The sequence below is a fragment of the Clostridium sp. AF50-3 genome (genome assembly GCF_003477445.1).
In the GTDB taxonomy this organism is placed as follows: Bacteria; Bacillota; Clostridia; order Lachnospirales; family Lachnospiraceae; genus Otoolea; species Otoolea fessa.
The window spans coordinates 108,301-124,654 of sequence record NZ_QUDH01000009.1 but is presented as its reverse complement, the minus strand read 5'-3'; the positions used below and the strand labels follow the sequence as shown (position 1 = coordinate 124,654).

At 49.8% G+C, this 16,354-nt stretch carries 17 protein-coding genes and 2 pseudogenes; 1 reads left to right on the top strand and 18 read right to left on the bottom strand.

Annotation, left to right across the window (positions count from 1 at the left end; translation table 11 throughout):
* Positions 1–118 precede the first annotated feature (118 nt).
* From DW085_RS11480 to DW085_RS11455, 6 genes and pseudogenes are all read right to left on the bottom strand, one after another.
* Complete coding sequence (locus DW085_RS11480; RefSeq protein ID WP_117796692.1) at positions 119–664, bottom strand: methylated-DNA--[protein]-cysteine S-methyltransferase; 546 nt, start codon at positions 662–664, stop codon at positions 119–121.
* A 33-nt stretch (positions 665–697) separates the two neighbouring features.
* Complete coding sequence (locus DW085_RS11475) at positions 698–940, bottom strand: nucleotidyltransferase substrate binding protein (protein WP_242995798.1); 243 nt, start codon at positions 938–940, stop codon at positions 698–700.
* Positions 906–1,813 (bottom strand): annotated as a pseudogene (locus DW085_RS11470) (radical SAM mobile pair protein B). The gene DW085_RS11475 and the pseudogene DW085_RS11470 overlap by 35 nt, the downstream one beginning before the upstream one ends.
* Entirely contained in the window at positions 1,801–2,490 is a 690-nt protein-coding gene (locus DW085_RS11465) for a radical SAM mobile pair protein A (RefSeq protein ID WP_117796694.1), read from the bottom strand. The pseudogene DW085_RS11470 and the gene DW085_RS11465 overlap by 13 nt, the downstream one beginning before the upstream one ends.
* Positions 2,487–2,924, bottom strand: a complete 438-nt coding sequence (locus DW085_RS11460; RefSeq protein WP_117796695.1) for a radical SAM mobile pair system MarR family transcriptional regulator — start codon at positions 2,922–2,924, stop codon at positions 2,487–2,489. Before DW085_RS11460 ends, DW085_RS11465 begins: the two co-directional genes overlap by 4 nt.
* A gap of 144 nt (positions 2,925–3,068) precedes the next feature.
* Positions 3,069–3,401, bottom strand: a complete 333-nt coding sequence (locus DW085_RS11455) for a helix-turn-helix domain-containing protein (RefSeq protein ID WP_008373705.1) — start codon at positions 3,399–3,401, stop codon at positions 3,069–3,071.
* A 140-nt stretch (positions 3,402–3,541) separates the two neighbouring features.
* On the opposite strand from DW085_RS11455, the gene DW085_RS11450 reads away from it, so the two are divergent.
* Positions 3,542–3,895 carry a cupin domain-containing protein gene (locus DW085_RS11450; RefSeq protein WP_020993869.1) on the top strand — a complete coding sequence of 118 codons (354 nt, stop codon included), beginning with the start codon at positions 3,542–3,544 and terminating at the stop codon, positions 3,893–3,895.
* A 110-nt stretch (positions 3,896–4,005) separates the two neighbouring features.
* Here DW085_RS11450 and DW085_RS11445 read toward each other — a convergent pair whose 3' ends face one another.
* The 12 genes and pseudogenes from DW085_RS11445 to DW085_RS11390 form a co-directional block, all read right to left on the bottom strand.
* Entirely contained in the window at positions 4,006–4,329 is a 324-nt protein-coding gene (locus DW085_RS11445; RefSeq protein ID WP_004613237.1) for a hypothetical protein, read from the bottom strand.
* Positions 4,330–4,635: 306 nt separating this feature from the next.
* On the bottom strand, positions 4,636–5,334 hold the full coding sequence (locus DW085_RS11440) for a DUF5714 domain-containing protein (RefSeq protein WP_118492842.1): 699 nt from the start codon (positions 5,332–5,334) through the stop codon (positions 4,636–4,638).
* A 22-nt stretch (positions 5,335–5,356) separates the two neighbouring features.
* Positions 5,357–6,211, bottom strand: a complete 855-nt coding sequence (gene larE, locus DW085_RS11435) for an ATP-dependent sacrificial sulfur transferase LarE (protein ID WP_207663895.1) — start codon at positions 6,209–6,211, stop codon at positions 5,357–5,359.
* 67 nt (positions 6,212–6,278) lie between these two features.
* On the bottom strand, positions 6,279–7,664 hold the full coding sequence (gene larC, locus DW085_RS11430; protein WP_118492840.1) for a nickel pincer cofactor biosynthesis protein LarC: 1,386 nt from the start codon (positions 7,662–7,664) through the stop codon (positions 6,279–6,281).
* Positions 7,665–7,743: 79 nt separating this feature from the next.
* Positions 7,744–8,516, bottom strand: a pseudogene (gene larB, locus DW085_RS11425) (nickel pincer cofactor biosynthesis protein LarB).
* 56 nt (positions 8,517–8,572) lie between these two features.
* Positions 8,573–9,202, bottom strand: coding sequence for an ATP-binding cassette domain-containing protein (locus DW085_RS11420; RefSeq protein ID WP_118492839.1), 630 nt, complete (start codon positions 9,200–9,202; stop codon positions 8,573–8,575).
* 1 nt (position 9,203) lies between these two features.
* The gene (locus tag DW085_RS11415; RefSeq protein WP_243034008.1) at positions 9,204–10,121 is read right to left on the bottom strand and encodes an ABC transporter ATP-binding protein; all 918 of its coding nucleotides are present in this window, start codon (positions 10,119–10,121) and stop codon (positions 9,204–9,206) included.
* Positions 10,122–10,133: 12 nt separating this feature from the next.
* The gene (locus tag DW085_RS11410) at positions 10,134–10,943 is read right to left on the bottom strand and encodes an ABC transporter permease (RefSeq protein WP_107001864.1); all 810 of its coding nucleotides are present in this window, start codon (positions 10,941–10,943) and stop codon (positions 10,134–10,136) included.
* A complete protein-coding gene (locus tag DW085_RS11405) occupies positions 10,940–11,926 on the bottom strand; it encodes an ABC transporter permease (RefSeq protein WP_333493393.1) in 987 nt (328 codons plus the stop codon). Before DW085_RS11405 ends, DW085_RS11410 begins: the two co-directional genes overlap by 4 nt.
* A complete protein-coding gene (locus DW085_RS11400) occupies positions 11,919–13,613 on the bottom strand; it encodes an ABC transporter substrate-binding protein (protein WP_118492871.1) in 1,695 nt (564 codons plus the stop codon). The genes DW085_RS11405 and DW085_RS11400 overlap by 8 nt, the downstream gene beginning before the upstream one ends.
* Before the next feature lie 392 nt (positions 13,614–14,005).
* Positions 14,006–14,956 carry an HD domain-containing protein gene (locus DW085_RS11395; RefSeq protein ID WP_022358800.1) on the bottom strand — a complete coding sequence of 317 codons (951 nt, stop codon included), beginning with the start codon at positions 14,954–14,956 and terminating at the stop codon, positions 14,006–14,008.
* A 23-nt stretch (positions 14,957–14,979) separates the two neighbouring features.
* Positions 14,980–16,299, bottom strand: a complete 1,320-nt coding sequence (locus tag DW085_RS11390; RefSeq protein WP_118492837.1) for a S1C family serine protease — start codon at positions 16,297–16,299, stop codon at positions 14,980–14,982.
* Between the last annotated feature and the right edge of the window lie 55 nt (positions 16,300–16,354).

The following is a 16,354-nucleotide window of genomic DNA, read 5'->3' as shown; positions in this document are numbered from 1 at the left end:
TCCTATATCGTTATTATCAAATTTGTTTCTGTGGAAACAAGCCGATGGTATGCTTGTTTCCACAGAAACAGTAACGTCAATAAAAATTGATATCACATTAAAAATTACACCTAAATGACTAAAGCGCCGTTCCTTTCTTCGGCGCAAAAAAACGACTCATATCGGTATGTTCCAGCGTAAGCAGTTCCACTTTCTTATCAATTCCACCCGCATACCCGGTCAGGCTTCCATTCGTTCCTACTACGCGGTGACATGGAATGATGATGGAGACCTCATTATGCCCCACTGCACCGCCTACCGCCTGCGCGGACATATGGGACGCATTTTGCATCTTCGCCAGCTTTTTTGCAATCTCCCCATAGGTAGTCGTCTGTCCATACGGAATTTGCAATAAAATCTGCCACACCGCCTGTCGAAATGCGGAGCCAGTCGGATGCAGCGGCGGAATAAAGTCCGGTTCTTTGCCAGAAAAATAAATATCCAGCCATCTCTTTGCCTCGGTTAAAATCGGGGATTCCTGTGAAATAGCTCCGTCTGGAAGTGTATTTGCAAAATACTTCTGCCCCTCAAACCACAGACCCGTGAGTCCGATCGCGTCTGCCGCCAGCAGAATATCGCCTAACTTTGATTTATATGTACATGTATATACTGTTTTATCCTTCACCGCGGACTCCTCCCAGGGTTATCGACTGCTTTTTTACATCCAATCGCTTTCTGCTTCCTCCAGCTTCTTCACAAGTGTATCTTTAAGAACCGTAAAAGCCAGAATAAAGCTATCGCGTATCAGCAGAATCAACTCGTCTATTTCATCCTCATTATATATAACAGAGGTATTGCGTTTTTTTAACATGAGTAACCATATCTCAGCATCATTGATAAATCCGATCTTATAACCAAGCTGGAAGTTAGTGATTTCTTTTTCCGGTATTCTCTGTCCCACGGATTTCCTCATGATAGAAATAATCTACGATCACCGGATGTCCCTGCGGGACTCTTCCATAAGGCATTTCATTATCCACAAAGGCACAATCATACTTCTTAGCCATTTTCTCAGCTTTTACTTCAAGTGCTTCAAAGTAGCTGCGGTTATGCTTGTTATAGATCTCGTCGTAAAGTGGTACAAGATCAGGATATTTTCCGGCGATATAATCCATAATTGTCTTTTTGAAACCGCCTCGAAGATTGAGATTTTCGAGCCAGAACAGATCGCACTGATCCTTTACCCGCTCAAAGATTGCTTCAAAATCCGTGATACCGGGGAATACCGGGGATACGAAACAGACTGTACGGATACCGGCTTCATATACCTGCTTCATAGCAGAGATACGGCGCTCAATGCTCGAAGCAGAGTCCATATCGTTCTTGAAATTTTCATCTAGTGTGTTGATCGACCATGAAACGGTTACACGTCCAAGCTTCTTCAGCAGATCAATATCCCGTACCACAAGATCCGACTTTGTGCAGATCAGAATATCTGCGTCACTGCCGATTAACTGCTCCAGAAGTTTTCTGGTATTCCCGAATTGCTCCTCCTGTGGATTGTAGCCATCCGTCACAGAACCGATGACCACACGCTGCCCGGCATATTTCTTCGGATTTTTAATTTCCGGCCAATGCTTCACATCAAGGAAAGTGCCCCATTCCTCCTTGTGCCCGGTAAAGCGCTTCATAAAAGAAGCATAGCAATACTTGCAGGCATGTGTACAGCCACATAGGGATTGACCGAGTAACCGCCTACCGGCAGACTAGACTTAGTCATGATGTTCTTTGTTTCCACCTCACGAATGAGGATTCCATTTATTACTTCTTCCATGATTTCTGTACCTCTAACACTTTATTAAATTCTTCCGGCATTTCCTGAATCATATTTTCATCCCCTATGATAGGGACAAGGTCTTCCTTCATAAACACCGGAATGCCGAGCTTATGTGCCTGGTCCGCCAGAGACCATGCCCATTCCGGCTCCGTATGAATCTTCCTGCTCTGAGCCCCGGTCATAGTGCCGACAACGATCCAATTGATTCCGAAAAGGTCAACTGTGCCGGGATCGTCGAATAACGGCTCAAAGGTAACATGGTAATGTTTTGCTCTGACGTTTTTCCGAAGGGCGTCGATACGCCACAGTTCTGCTTTCCTCGTCACCGTAACGCCAAACCATGCGTTTTCCAGATCGGTATCAAAATCCAGCAAATCAGGTCGCTTGGTAAGGAACAGGAACTGATGCTGTGGATTTTCACGGATCTTTGCAAATACCTCGTCTCTCCATTCCGGCTTCCATCCGGAGAGATCGCTCATCCCGGTAAGAAGAAAGTTCTGCGGACGTTTCTTTTCCATCATCTTGAGCTTACTCGGAAAGAATTCAGGGTCAGCGAAGTCATCAATCATATGCCAGCGTTTCACGTTGTTGCGGGCATAGCAATATGTACACCCCACTGTGCAGCCGATGACGATATTCATGTTCTGAATCTGATCTTTGATACAAATACTCATGACTTCTGCCACTCCTCAAGATTCTTTCTGATGCGGTCGAGGCATTCCTCAAACCGGGTAATTTCTTCCTCTGAAAAACCTTTGTAGTAAATACTGCCCATCTCATCAGATACAGAATCGTACTCGCCCTTTAAGGCATGTGCTTTCTCAGTCAGAAACAGGAGTGTTTTCCTTTTGTCCGTTTCAGACTGAACACGGCTTATCAGCCCTTGATTTTCCATTCTTTCCAGCATCGTAGTAAGAGATGTTATCGCTAATCCGCATTTAATCGAGAGTGACCTGATTGAGATACCATCCTCCTGCCACAGCACATAAAGAATACGTCCCTGGGCTCCATTAAACGCATCGATATTTTTTTCGCTGAGAATCTTCTCAAAAATCCGGTCACCAAGCTGTTTTATTTTGGTGACAAGAAATCCGCCATTTGTTTTCATGCAAAAGCTCCTATATAGTAGTTTATTAAAAACATACTATATAGGAGTTTTATTGTCAAGAGTTTATATGTCTTAATAGGTAAATTCCGTTTTTTTCAATTCTTCAAACTGGAATTGTTCAAGCTTTTTCAAATACTAACGTCCTTAATTCTGTTCAATAATTGATTTATAGTAGTTACCAAAGTCAGCAAGTGAATTAACAATTGGAAGCATTTTTGTTCCGAGTTCCGTTAAGCCGTATTCAACTCTCGGTGGCTGCTCATGGTAATCGTGGCGATATGCCAGCCCATCACTCATCATTTGTCTTAAACTATCTGTCAAAACCTTTTGTGAAATACCATCTATACTTCGTTGTAGCTCATTGAATCTCCATGGACGCTCTTTTAAGTTACGCAAAATCAGCAGTTTCCATTTTCCTCCGATAAGAGATACTGCTGTTGCAACTGGGCATTCCGGTAATTCTTCTTTTGCTCGCATAATTCTCACCTCCGAGTCTATTGTAACACATTCATTTTTGAGTGTACAGTTACAAAAAGGTGCGTACTTGTTTTTGTATGTGTCTCACACTATACTAATACCAAGCAACCAGAAACTACAAATTAACTATGGAGGTTATTATGGCAAATTACACAAAAACAACTATTGGAAAGGAAAACCGAATTGAGCTGCATGAAAAGTTGTCTTTAACAGGTGCAGAAATCAGTTTAAACGAACTACCTGCAGGAGCAAATGTCCCATTTGTTCATTCTCATAAAGAAAATGAAGAAATCTATGGAATTCTTTCAGGTAACGGCAAAGCCATAATTGATGGAGAAGAAATCAGTCTTTCAACTGGAGACTGGCTAAAAATCGCACCTACTGCAAAGCGTCAGTTTTTTGCATCCGATATTTCTGGAATTACTTATATCTGCATTCAGGTAAAAGAAAATTCTCTGGAACATTTTACAGCAGAGGATGCCGTAATCGGCTAATTAAAAGTATTTATTTACAGAAATGCACAGTTCCCGATATGCTAAGAACTGTGCATTCTTTTTCTTCAATTTTACGATTTCTCAATTTTTCAAACTTGAATTTGACTTGCCTATTTTCTTAAAATCTCATGTGGAGCTTCTATTTCATTTGCCAAGGTATGCTCTGTTAATTCTGACATCAATTTCAATTTTTTATTAATCAATGGTCGCATACAATTAGGAACATGTTCCTGATGCGCTCTGTGGATTGCTACACATTCCTTACAGTTTCCGTGATAACGACAGGCTTTCAGGCAAGGACAGTGATCTTTGTCTTTATACTCCTTACGAAATTCCGCTGCAAATTCTTCTTGCAGTCTCAACCCCTCGACACGGTTTCCCTTATGAAATTCTACCATTGCATCCAGTTCTTTCTGGTTCCCTTCAATCTTCATGTTATTATAGCGCCTCCATTTTCAACTATTCCTCATTTTCTGATAAATCCCGATTGTTCTAATCTTTTTTACGCCCACCTTCTTGCCCTTCGGACAAGAAGTATCCCTCGCTCAAAGAGCTCGGTCAATTCCGATTTTTCCACATAAAAAAGGATGTGCCTTTTGTGTAATAGGGAATTCCAGGAAATTTCCTATTACACGAGAAATTGCTCTCTCATCACAGTTCACACATTATGCAAACTGCAATCCCATCTCGCACAATCTAATTATATCGCAACTTTATTATCTCCGTTTATCCATTTATAGTCAAATACTATCATCAAATCGCCAAAATGGACAGCGCTTGCCAATACACTGATTGTTCTGAGCACAATGCGTACACTGGACTTCTGTGCATTCCATTTCGATTCCAAAATGCGTTTTTACAAAATCAACCGCCGCCAGAATCGCCAGATAAGAATCTCTTTTACAACACCTCGGACCGCCGGTGCGCGAAATCGCTTCCAGTGCTTTTGATGTCATCTGATTCGAAAGTCCCCAGGATTCCTCCGTCAGTGGCGTCGCCCCAGACAAGATAGATACAAACATACCTGCGCTGATTCCCGCTCCGCAGGCACCCCAGAATCCGCAGGTTCCTCCTGGAACGGCTTTCCCACGGTTCAGCATTTCCATCACAGATTCCCGCAGATTAATAGCACCTCCCGCATTTTTATATGCAGTAAGCAGCGCCGCTCCCACCATGACATGATGCTCCGGTCCATGCATATGGCAAAACGATGCATCCATCATCTTCCGGACAATCTCGATCGGATTTCTGGATGTTTCGTCTATACACAGGGAAAGAATGGTGTCCAGTCCCTTCGTATGACAATCATTACAAACATAATGCCCGTTCTGGCATCTGGTCTTGCTCAATTCTTTTTTATGACATAATTCGCACTCCATCCATTCATCCTGTTCCAGATAAATAAGAGGTGCTTTACAGACAATACATTCTTCTTGCATGGGATTTCCATCTCCTTTACATTCATTTCCCGACCAGCGCGTTGAATTTCTCCACTATATCCATACTTCCCGACCGGAAACCTTCCAGATCGAGTGTAATGTACAGAAATCCCATTTCTTTTAATGTCCTGCAGATCGTCTCCCGCTCGGCAATCGCTTTTTCAAATTTATCCGCATCCACCTCGATCCGGACAATATCGCCATGCAGGCGCAGGCGCACATTTCCGCCAAACACGCTTCGAAGATAATCTTCGCCTTTCTCAATCCGCTTCAAAACTTCCATGTCAAAGGAAGTTCCATATGGAAGGCGGGTCGCCATACATGGCATGGACGGACGGGATGCAACGGAAATTCCTAAGTCAGCCGCAAATGCCTTGACATCCTTTTTCTCCAGTCCGCACTGTGCAAGTGGACTGACGACACCCAGCTCACGGAGTGCCTGGATACCCGGGCGGTACACATGCAGGTCGCTCTCATTGGTTCCGTCCATCACGCACGGAATCCCCTCTTCTTTTGCAAAATCCAGAAGTGTCGCGAACAGGTGGTGTTTGCAGATATAACAGCGGTTGACCGGATTCGTCCGGATGGCTTCCAGCTCCATCTCATTGACCTGGATAATTTTATGGATCGCGCCCAGCTCCTTTGCCACCCGCTCCGCGATCTCCAGATCACAGGCTGGGTGCAGCATGGTGTGAAATGTCACGGCATAAACCGGCATTCCCGTCTTCTTCGCCGTATCACACGCCAGCTTGAGAATCAGGCTGCTGTCCACACCGCCCGAAAAGGCGACACAGACCGGTGCTTTCGCTTTTTCTGCCATGAACTGTTTTAAAGCTTCTCTTTTTTCTGTCTCTGATATCATTGGTTTATTTTCCATGGTTCTTGATTCTCCTCTTAATTATCTAACGAGAATGCACTGTGCCGTTTTTCAATCTCAAAAGTGCCTACTGTAAACTAATACTTCCGTCTTCCATTACTCCGTGGAATACTTCCATGAAGCGCTTCCCTGTCTCCCGGCAGATCGCGCGCACGCTCTCATACTCCGGATAGCACGTATCCATGCCGCCGCGCTTGCAGATTTTTACCTTTGCTGCCCCGTAACGGGTCTGGATCTCCTTTACTTCCCGTGGCAATATCGTCCTCTCTACTGGATAACGGCGCACACCGATCGTAGTCGTACAGGAGAAGACAAGCTGTTCTAATTCTTCCCGTTTTTCTGCCGTTGTCAGTACATGAAGCACATACGCCGGACGGTTTTTCTTCATATATGCCGGTGTGTACCACACATCTCTGGCGCCCGCTTCCAGAAGCACCTCCATCGCATATCCCAGAGCCTCGCCGGTGCAGTCGTCCAGGTTTGCCTCCATGACCCACATGGAGCTCTCGTCGTGACCGTCTTTTCCGGTTTCTACTTCCACCGTTTTATCCGTCAGAAGCATCGCCCGCAGGATATTCGCGTGCGCGAAATCCTTATTTCCGGCGCCGATACCGATCTTTTCGATCTGGTACTTCTTCGGAAGCGCCGCTTCTGTCCGGAATGCCGCCGCGATCGCCGCGCCGGTCGGCGTTACCATCTCTCCTTCGACATCCCGAAGCGTCAGTTCCAAGCCCTGTGCCGCTGCGATATTTGCCGTCGCCGGAACCGGAACCGGCATTAAACCGTGCTGGCAGCGCGCAAATCCATGACCTTCGGAAAGCGGCGATACCACCACGCGGTGGATTCCCAGATCCTCCAGGCAGAATGCCGCACTGATAACATCCACAATCGAGTCAATTGCACCGACTTCATGGAAATGAACCTCGCTGACCGGGATTCCGTGTGCTTTCGACTCTGCCCCCGCCACAATCTCAAACATCCGGCGCGCCAGGTTTTTAACACGGTCAGATGCATCCAGACGATCGATGATCTCGAAAATGTCATGGATGTTGCGGTGGACGTGAGGATGCATATGATCGTGGGTGTGAGCGTAATCATGGCTGTACTCATGTTCGTGGGTGTGTTCATGATCGTGATGATGCTCATGGTCGTGAGTGTGTTCATGATCGTGATGATGCTCATGGTCATGCTCATCATGGCTATGGTTGTGCTCATCATGGCTATGTTCGTGGTCATGATGATGCTCTTCTTCCTCTAAATGTACATCGAAATCATACGCATCGATTCCACATTTCTTCGTCCGCCCAAAATGCAGATGATACCCGGATACGCCCAGACTGTCCAGTGCCCGTACCAGTTTTTCCCGGCTTGCTCCAAGATCCAACAGTGCGCCAACCGTCATATCTCCACTGATTCCAGACGCACAATCCAGATATAAGATTTTCTCATCCATTTTTACTTCTCCCTCTACTTTTCTCATTTTATTGATACATTTCCGTTTTTCGCTTTTATGCAATTATCACAAACCACTATCACTCTGCCGTCTTCTTCGGCTCCCGCACCGCCAGGCGGTTGATCTGCGCCGCCAGATAGCTGCGCCGTAACCGTTATCGATATTTACAACCGAAATACCATTCGCACAAGAATTGATCATCGTGATCAATGCCGACAGTCCATGAAAACTTGCACCATAACCGACCGAGGTCGGAACCGCAATGACCGGATTTTCCACCAGCCCGGCAACAACTGTGCCAAGCGCGCCTTCCATTCCCGCCACCGCAATCACGCAGTTTGCCCGCGCAATCGCCTCGCGTTTGGATAAAAGGCGGTGGATCCCCGCCACCCCTATATCATAGTAGCGCTCCACGCGGCAGCCGAAAAATTCTGCCGTTTTGGCAGCTTCCTCCGCAACCGGGATATCCGCGGTTCCGCCTGTGCAGACTGCCACCAGCCCTTCCAGCTTCCGCGGTGTCTCCGATGATTTTCTCGCCTGCAAAATTTTTGAAACCGGATCGTATTCTATCTCCGGGATGCGCGCCCGCACTAGATTCCACTGCTCCGGCGTCGCCCGCGTTCCGAGTACTTCCCCATTTTCCCGGTACAGCGTCTCGAAAATATCCGCCAGATAGGCATCCGGCTTTCCTTGGCAGAACACCGTCTCTGGGAATCCCGAACGCAATTTCCGGTGCAGATCCAGCTTCGCATACCCTAAATCTTCGTAAGGAAGATTCTTGAACGCATTCTCCGCTTCCTCAATACTTGTATCCCCCCGTTTTACCTCTTCCAACAGCTTCCGAACATCCATTTCTTCCTCATTTCTCCTTGTCAAATCCCGATTTTCTCTGTCAATATGTGAACCGGCTAAACTGCTGCCATCTTTTCCTGCAATGCCTTTAAATCAATCCGCCGCGTGCAAATCCGCTTCAAAAGGGATTCGGAATGGCTCACAATCACCATTCCCAGCTCCCGCTCCTTTGCCTCATGCAAAAGCGCCTGCCAGATCTGGCTCTGGGTCACTGCGTCAAACATCGCGGTGATCTCATCCGCCAGCAAATACCGCGGATTTGCCGCCAGCGCTCTGGCAATACAGAACCGCTGCAGTTCGCCGCCGGAAAGCTCCGATGGAAAACGATCCAGCCATTCTTCCCGGATGCCAAGCCGTCCCCGACTCTCCTCATCCACCTGACCGCCCTCACTGAGAACCTGGCGCATCCGCCAGCGCGGGTTGAGCGCCTGCTCCGGGTGCTGCCAGATTAACTGCACCGGCATACAGCCCCGGATATTCTCAATCGGTATGCTGTCAATCTCTACCGTTCCCGCCTCCGGTCTCTCATATCCCGCCAGCAGGCGGCACAGCGTCGTTTTTCCATATCCGCTCGGCGCCACCAGACCCACGCGCTCTCCTGGCTCAATTTTCAGGGAAATACGCGTCAGCACGTGGCGCCCGCCATTTTCATACGAAAAAGATAGGTTTTCCGTCTTTAGTGACATCTCATTCTCCTCCAAAAAATTCATGTTCCGGCAGTGCCCGGTAGAGCGCCTGCGTGTATGGCTCTTTCAGATTCCGTCCCTCCCGGAAGTTCTCCGGCTTTACTTCCTCCAGAATCGTCCCGTCATAAAACACCAGAATCCGGTCCGCCATCTCAATCGCCAGTTCCAGATCATGAGTAATCAGAAGCACCGCTGCCCCGTCCTGTGCCATCTCTTTTAAATGACGGATTACATGGCGCGCGGTCATCGCCTCCAGCCCCGGTGTCGGTTCATCCGCCACAATCAGCCTCGGCTCCTGCATCAGTGCCGCTGCCATCAGGACGCGCCGCGCCATGCCGCCCGACAGCTCAAATGGATAACATTTTTCCACTGATTCATCCAGCCCGTACCGCTTCAAAAGCTGGCGGCATTTTGCCCGCGTCGCTTCATCTTTTCTGCCGCCGCAGATCTGATCCCCGACCCGCATCAACGGATCGAGGTAGGAAACCCCCTGCGGAATCAGGGAAATCCCATTGCCCCGCAGCCCGGCAAGCCGCGTCTCATCCAGAACCTCTCCCTGATAGGAAATTTTTCCTTCCATCCGGCAGTTGTACGGCAAGATCCCCAGAATCGCGTGCGCCAGCAGGCTTTTTCCCGAACCACTCGCCCCGACCACCGCCGTCAGCTCCCCACTAAAAAGTTTGCAGGAAAGGTCGCGGAGCGGATGGAGTTCGCGCCGTCTAAGCCCACGCGCGTACTGCGTAAAATATAAGTTTAGATTTTGAATTTTCAATATCGGCATTTCCATGGAATCACGATTTTCACGCAATCTCCGTTCCTTGAGAACGTCTGTCTGTTCCAAATCTGATAGCCGCATCGTTTTTGATTGTTTTTGTCTTAATCGCATCATTTTATCAAAATATATGTTTTTCTGCCTCATTCCCAGCATCCTCTACTCATGCGCGCTCCCCGGATCCATCAGCCGCCCCAGGCTCTGCCCGATCGCCTGAAATCCCAGCGTTACCAGCACCAGTGCCGCGCCCGGAAAGAGCGCCAGCCACCATTTTCCGGTAATCAGGTACGACATACTCTCGGATAAAATAACACCGATCGCTGGTTGCTCGGAGGAAAGACCGAAGCCCAGAAAGGTCACGCCCGCCTCATGCAGAATCGCATGGGGAAAGAGAAGAATTAACCCGGTCACAAATTGCCTTGATACCTGCGGGACGATGTGGTTCCAGGCAATCCACCAGGGCTTTTTCCCCAGTTTTTCGGAGATCTGCACATACGGACTTTCCCGGATCTGTAAGATTTCCGCCCGCAAAAGCCTCGCCAGCGACGCCCAGTGCGTCAGGGCAATCCCGGCTGCTACACCCCGGAATCCCTTTCCCAGACTGTAGGAAATCAGGATCAGGAGAAGCATGTGCGGGATTCCCATTACCAGATTAATCAGCCCGCATACCAATGAATCCATCAGTCCCCCGCCAAGCGACGCCAGCAATGCAAGCGCCAATGCCACCGCGGCGCTGATCGCCGCGGTCAGAAGCCCCAGCCGGATGCTTAAAGAAAGCCCTGCAACCGTCCGTTTCAGCATATTCCGCCCCATCCAGTCGGTTCCAAACAGCCCGCCGGTTCCCGGAGGCAGGTTTTTTCTCGCAAAATCGACCTGCTGTGCGGCATCCTCCCAGACGATTCCAAGCACTGTCACCAGAATCAGGAAAAGGAGGGAAATTCCCAGCAGCCAGAGTGTTTTCTTTCTCATGCCCTGCCTCCTTTCCTAAGTCTCGGATCGACCAGCCGGTACAGCCCATCCGCCGCTGCATTTCCTGCAAATACAAGCACGGCACTGATGAGTGTAATTCCCATCAGAAGCGGGATATCGCTTCCCAGCCCCGCCGTGACCGCCGCCTGTCCGAGTCCCGGATAGGAAAAGACCTGTTCCACCAGCACCGAACCGCCGAAAATCTCGCTGATCGAGCCAAATTGGAGCGTAATTACCGGGAGAAGCAGGTTGCGGAGTCCATGCCGAAAAATCAGCCGCCAGCCGCTCTCGCCCCGCGCCCGCGCATAGAGTACGTAATCACTTTCCAGAATCTCAATCACTTTTTCGCGCGTGTGCATCGCAATCGAAGAAATCCCTGTCAGTCCCAGCGTACACGCCGGCAGAAATGCGTGATACAGGCGATCCGCCAGGCTGACCTCGTCCGCCGCCATTCCCACCGGGACACTGAACCCGATTGGGAAGACGGGAAGCTGCACTGTAAAGAGAAGCAGCAGCACCAGCGCCAGCCAGAAGGACGGCGTTCCCGCGATCACGATGCAATAGCCCGTAATCAGGCGATCCGCCCACTTGCCCCGTTTTGCCGCCGCTGCAATTCCTAAAAATATCCCCACGATTCCCGAAAACAGCCACGCAGACAGAAGGAGCCACACTGACGCAGACGCCTTTTCCGCGATCACCTCCAGCACCGGTCTGCGATACAGAAGGGAAATGCCAAAATCACCATGACAGATGCCCGAAATCCAGTTAAAGAAGCGCTTCCAGACCGGCACACCAACGCCCCAGTACGCCTGCAGCTTCTCGATCTGCTCCGGCGCCATCGAGCCGAGCGCCGTCTGCCCGACATTCGTCTGCAGCGGATCGACCGGAGACATCGACACCAGCAGAAACGATACCAGACTGACTGCCAAAAGCAGCAGAATCAGGTGCAGCAGACTGCGCCCAAACCATTTCATCCTACTCATAGTACCACCGATCGACATTGTTGACGATGGACCAGCCGTGACCGTGCGGATGCACCTTCTGCTCTGCGACATGAAGCCCGTCTCTCACCCAGTACAGATGATCGACATTCACCAGCCAGATCCACGGAAGATCACCCTCGGCTGAAACGCCCGTCTCGCCGTCCCACTGCGCCTTTTTCCACAATTCATACGAACTTTCCAGATCCGGTGCTGCCAGGGCCTCATCCATATAAGCGTCCACGGTCTCATTCGCATACGGCGAATATTCTGCCAGCCCCGTATCTGCCTTTGTATGGTAAATATTATAAAATTCCATCGGCGTGTGCGCGCCCCAGCCCCAGAGAAGCGGCTGCGACTGTGCCTCGTCATACGCAGTATCCCAGCCGGTGCCGCGGATCGATGTGTCAATTCCAATCTCTTTTAACTGCTGCGCCGTATCGGCTGCCAGCGCCTGACGCACCGAATCCCCGGTCGGATAGAGAAATTCCAGAATGGCTTTCACTCCACCCTTTTCGCGGATGCCGTCGGCATTTTTCTTCCATCCCGCCGCATCCAGCATCTCTTCCGCCTTCTCCACATCATAGGAAATTTTCTCCATTTCATCGTTGTACCACGGCATCTTGTCACAGACACTATATGCCGGGCTGCCATAACCATTTAACACATGATCGATCATTTCCTGCCGGTCAATCGCCAGGTTGATCGCCCGGCGCACCTGCACATCCGCGGTAAAATCATTGCCGATTTTTACGCCATCCCCCCGTACCGTCTCCGGCACTGCCGGGAGGTTAAATCCACGGTTGTCCACCGTCTCACAATCCAAAAGACTGAATTCTGGAACCGACTGGTCTGCATAGGACGCCGCCGTGTACGCCACATCCACCTGCCCGGCGCGCACCGCCGCAAATGCCGCATCCTCTTCCATAAAGAGAATCGTGACCTGCCGCATCTTCGGCGCATCCCCATAATAATCCGGGTTGGCTTCCAGAATCACCTGCTGCCCCTTGTCCCACTGTTTCAGGATATATCGCCCGGAACCGATCGGATGTGTGCCGTAATCCGTTCCATATGCATGCTCCGGCACAATTCCCGTCACCGCCATCGTGTATGACCAGATAGCAAACGGGCGTTCCATCTCAAACACAACCGTCACATCATCGATCGCCTCCGCCTGTTTCAGCATTGAAAAATCGTTGACGGAACTCGTCTCTTTCAATGTGTTATAAGTAAATGCCACATCCTCCGCGGTCAGCGCCTCGCCATCCGTGAATTTCGCATCATCGCGGATCGTCACCGTCCATGTCATTCCATCCTCGGAGGTCTCCACATCCGTCGCCAGATCATACCCGATACTCAAATCTGCTTCTGTCACCGTCAGGGTGCTCTGGATCAGCGGTTCATGCATATGCTCGCCCGCGCCCCAGCCATATGTCGGATCAAAGCCCGCCTTCGGCTCTGAAGTCGGCGGCATCGCGATAATAACGCTTGTTTGGGTATTTTCCGCTGCATTTTCGCCGTTTTCAACATTTTCCGTCTGTTCTGCGCCGGAACCGCCTTTCTGCGCCTGATTTCCAGCGTTTCCGCATCCGGAAAGCATGACTGCCGCCGCTAAGGCAGTGACGCCAAGTGCCCTGGCTTCTCCGAACACCTTTCCAATGATTTTGCCTGTATTTTCTCGTTTTTTCATATTTTCTGTTGTACCCCTATATTTTTCTTTATGAAACAAAAGGATATCAGAAAAGTGCGGTCCCTGCTGAACCGCTGTACCTTCCTGGTATCCTTCTCCATTTTTCTTATTTATCTCAGTTAAAAAAGAATGTGCCTTGGCACATTCTCGTGCCGAGCGCGGTCGCTTGCGACATGTTTCTTCTTCGCGCGAGTGCGCATCCCGCGGAGCGTTTTTTGTTTCATAGAACGCAATTTCCTATGAAACGAGAAGACTCCCACCTCTTTAGGTGGTGAGTCCTGATTCCTATTTTTTCGTTCCCCCGCTTCTGCAAGGCAGCATCTGCTTGTGCAGCGCTGTTTTCTTTTTCTTATATACATTTAGACTCATTTTAGATGTCTGTTATCTTATTATTATTCCGTCGGCGTCGTCTTTCTCACATTCGTCTCCAGGAAACGGTTATATCCGAGCCAGCCCGGATTCTCCCCGCCGCTCTTTAAGACTTCCAGCATCGTCTCCATCTTCGCATCGGTATTGTCCGCGAAATTCAATGCCAGCGCCTCCAGAAGCGCCGGTTTCTTCGGGGAACCGTACTCTAATTCGCCGTGGTGCGCAAGGATGCAGTGCTTTAACTCCGCCGCTGTCTTTGCCGGGAATCCCGGAATCTCCTTAATACGGTCTGCAACCATCATCGTGCCGATCACGATATGACCTAAGAGCTGACCGTCGTCCGTATAATCATTTTCCGGAAATGCGGATAATTCCTGCACTTTTCCGATGTCGTGGAACAGCGCCGCCGTCAGAAGCAGATCGCGATTCAGCGCCGGATATGACTTCGTGTAGAAATCACAGAGTTTCATAACACTTAACGTATGTTCCAAAAGTCCGCCCACAAAACCATGATGCACACTCTTCGCCGCCGAATGGAAGCAGAATTTCTTCACAAATGCCTTATCTTCCAGGAAATAGCTGGATGCCAGCTTTTTCAGGTACGGATTCTGGAAAGACTGCACCAGAGCCGTCAGCTCCTGATACATTATCTTGATATCCTTTGAGCTGACCGGAAGGTAATCGCTTTCCTGATACTCGCCCTCGTCCGCCTTGCGTATGCGCTTGATATTTAACTGGTTGGAACCCTGGAAAACCGTCACATCGCCGTCCACATAGACGTACTGCAACGGCTCAAAATCATTGATGCCCGGGGAACTTAAATCCCAGATTTTGCAGTCTACCGTGCCTGTTTTATCCTGAAGCAGCACGGAAGCGTACTCTTTTCCGTTTTTCGTCACCGCGTGCTGTTTCGTCTTACATAAATATACGTCCGAGACTCTCATTCCTTCCCGGAACTGTTCAATATATCTCATTCTGCCTATATCCTCCTGAATTTCTATCTGGCGCGCAGAGATACCAAAAATGGAATTTCCGTGTAGCCGTCGCGCCCTTTCCGCATCACATTTACCGATACAGACACGCCGCTCGCGGAATTTTCAATCTGCGCCTGGAGATCTTTGAAACTTCCGATCTCCTTTGTGCCAAATTTCACAATAATATCGCCGGGCTGGATGCCAGCGTCATATGCCGGGCTGCCGGAGACTGCCTCCGTCACGTAAACGCCCGCCGGAATGCCGCTCCCCTGCATCGCACGGCTCACATCCTGTCCCAGGATGCCCAGATATGCCGCCGAAGCGCCATTCGTCAGCCGCTCCAGAATCGGCTTGTAGCTGGAAATGGTGTACGCCGCCGTCCGATCCGTACAGCTCTCGCTGCGGCAGGACTCCGATGTCCAGCCGACCATCTCTCCGGCTGTATTGATCAAAAAGGTACCCGTCTGCGAATTGCTGCTGATATCCGCATACAGGATCCGCGTCAGTCCATCTGTAATCTGCACATTGCGCGCCACGTAGGATACCGTTCCGAACGAAAGCGAATGCACCTGTCCGGACGGACCGCCGATACCTACGAGGACATCGCCTGCCTTGACCGTATATGAATTGGCAAGTGAAAGCACCTGCACCTTTTTCCGCTCTTCTTCCGGCAGATTGCCGGACGGCACCGCCACAACTGCCATTCCGAGCACTTCGTCAATCTGGCGCACTGTACCAGCGATCTTCGTTCCATCCGAAAATCTCACATTGATCGAATCTGCCGCCCGCACCGCATCGGCGTAAGTAAAGATCAGAAATTCTCCATCACTCTCCGCGATGACTGCACCTGCATAATCACCCGTATTTTCCACCGGATTTCCAAATATATCCGTATCCTGTTTGCCGGAGCTGACCGTCACGATCGACTTATCACCCTGTTCCCCGATTCCACGCAACACCGACGTCATCGAATTGAAATTGTCTACGGAAAACTGATAGCTGGAAAGCGCCTCGCTGACCGCCTCATCAATCTCCTGCTCCATTTGTTCCGGCTGCGCTGTCATATCCGCATCTGCACCGTCCGACGGCGAAACAGAGTCCGGATCGTCCTTGGAAAACTCGACTGAGGATGTCTCCTGCATCCCATTTTCCTGAAAACACCGATCCGCAAACGGCTTTACCGCCGCAAACGAAACCGCCGCGACTCCTCCAAATGCGGCTGACGCGCATACAAAGAGAGCCACCCGCTTCGCAATCTGTTTTCTGGTCAGCGGCGGCTTCACTATCGTTTCTCTCATGAATTCCCGTTTTTCCTTTTTTTCAAGTTCTTCTGAATCCGGCATTTCACTTTCCCCTTTGCATAACATATCCTAATTATACTTTCCTTCTTAAGGTTAT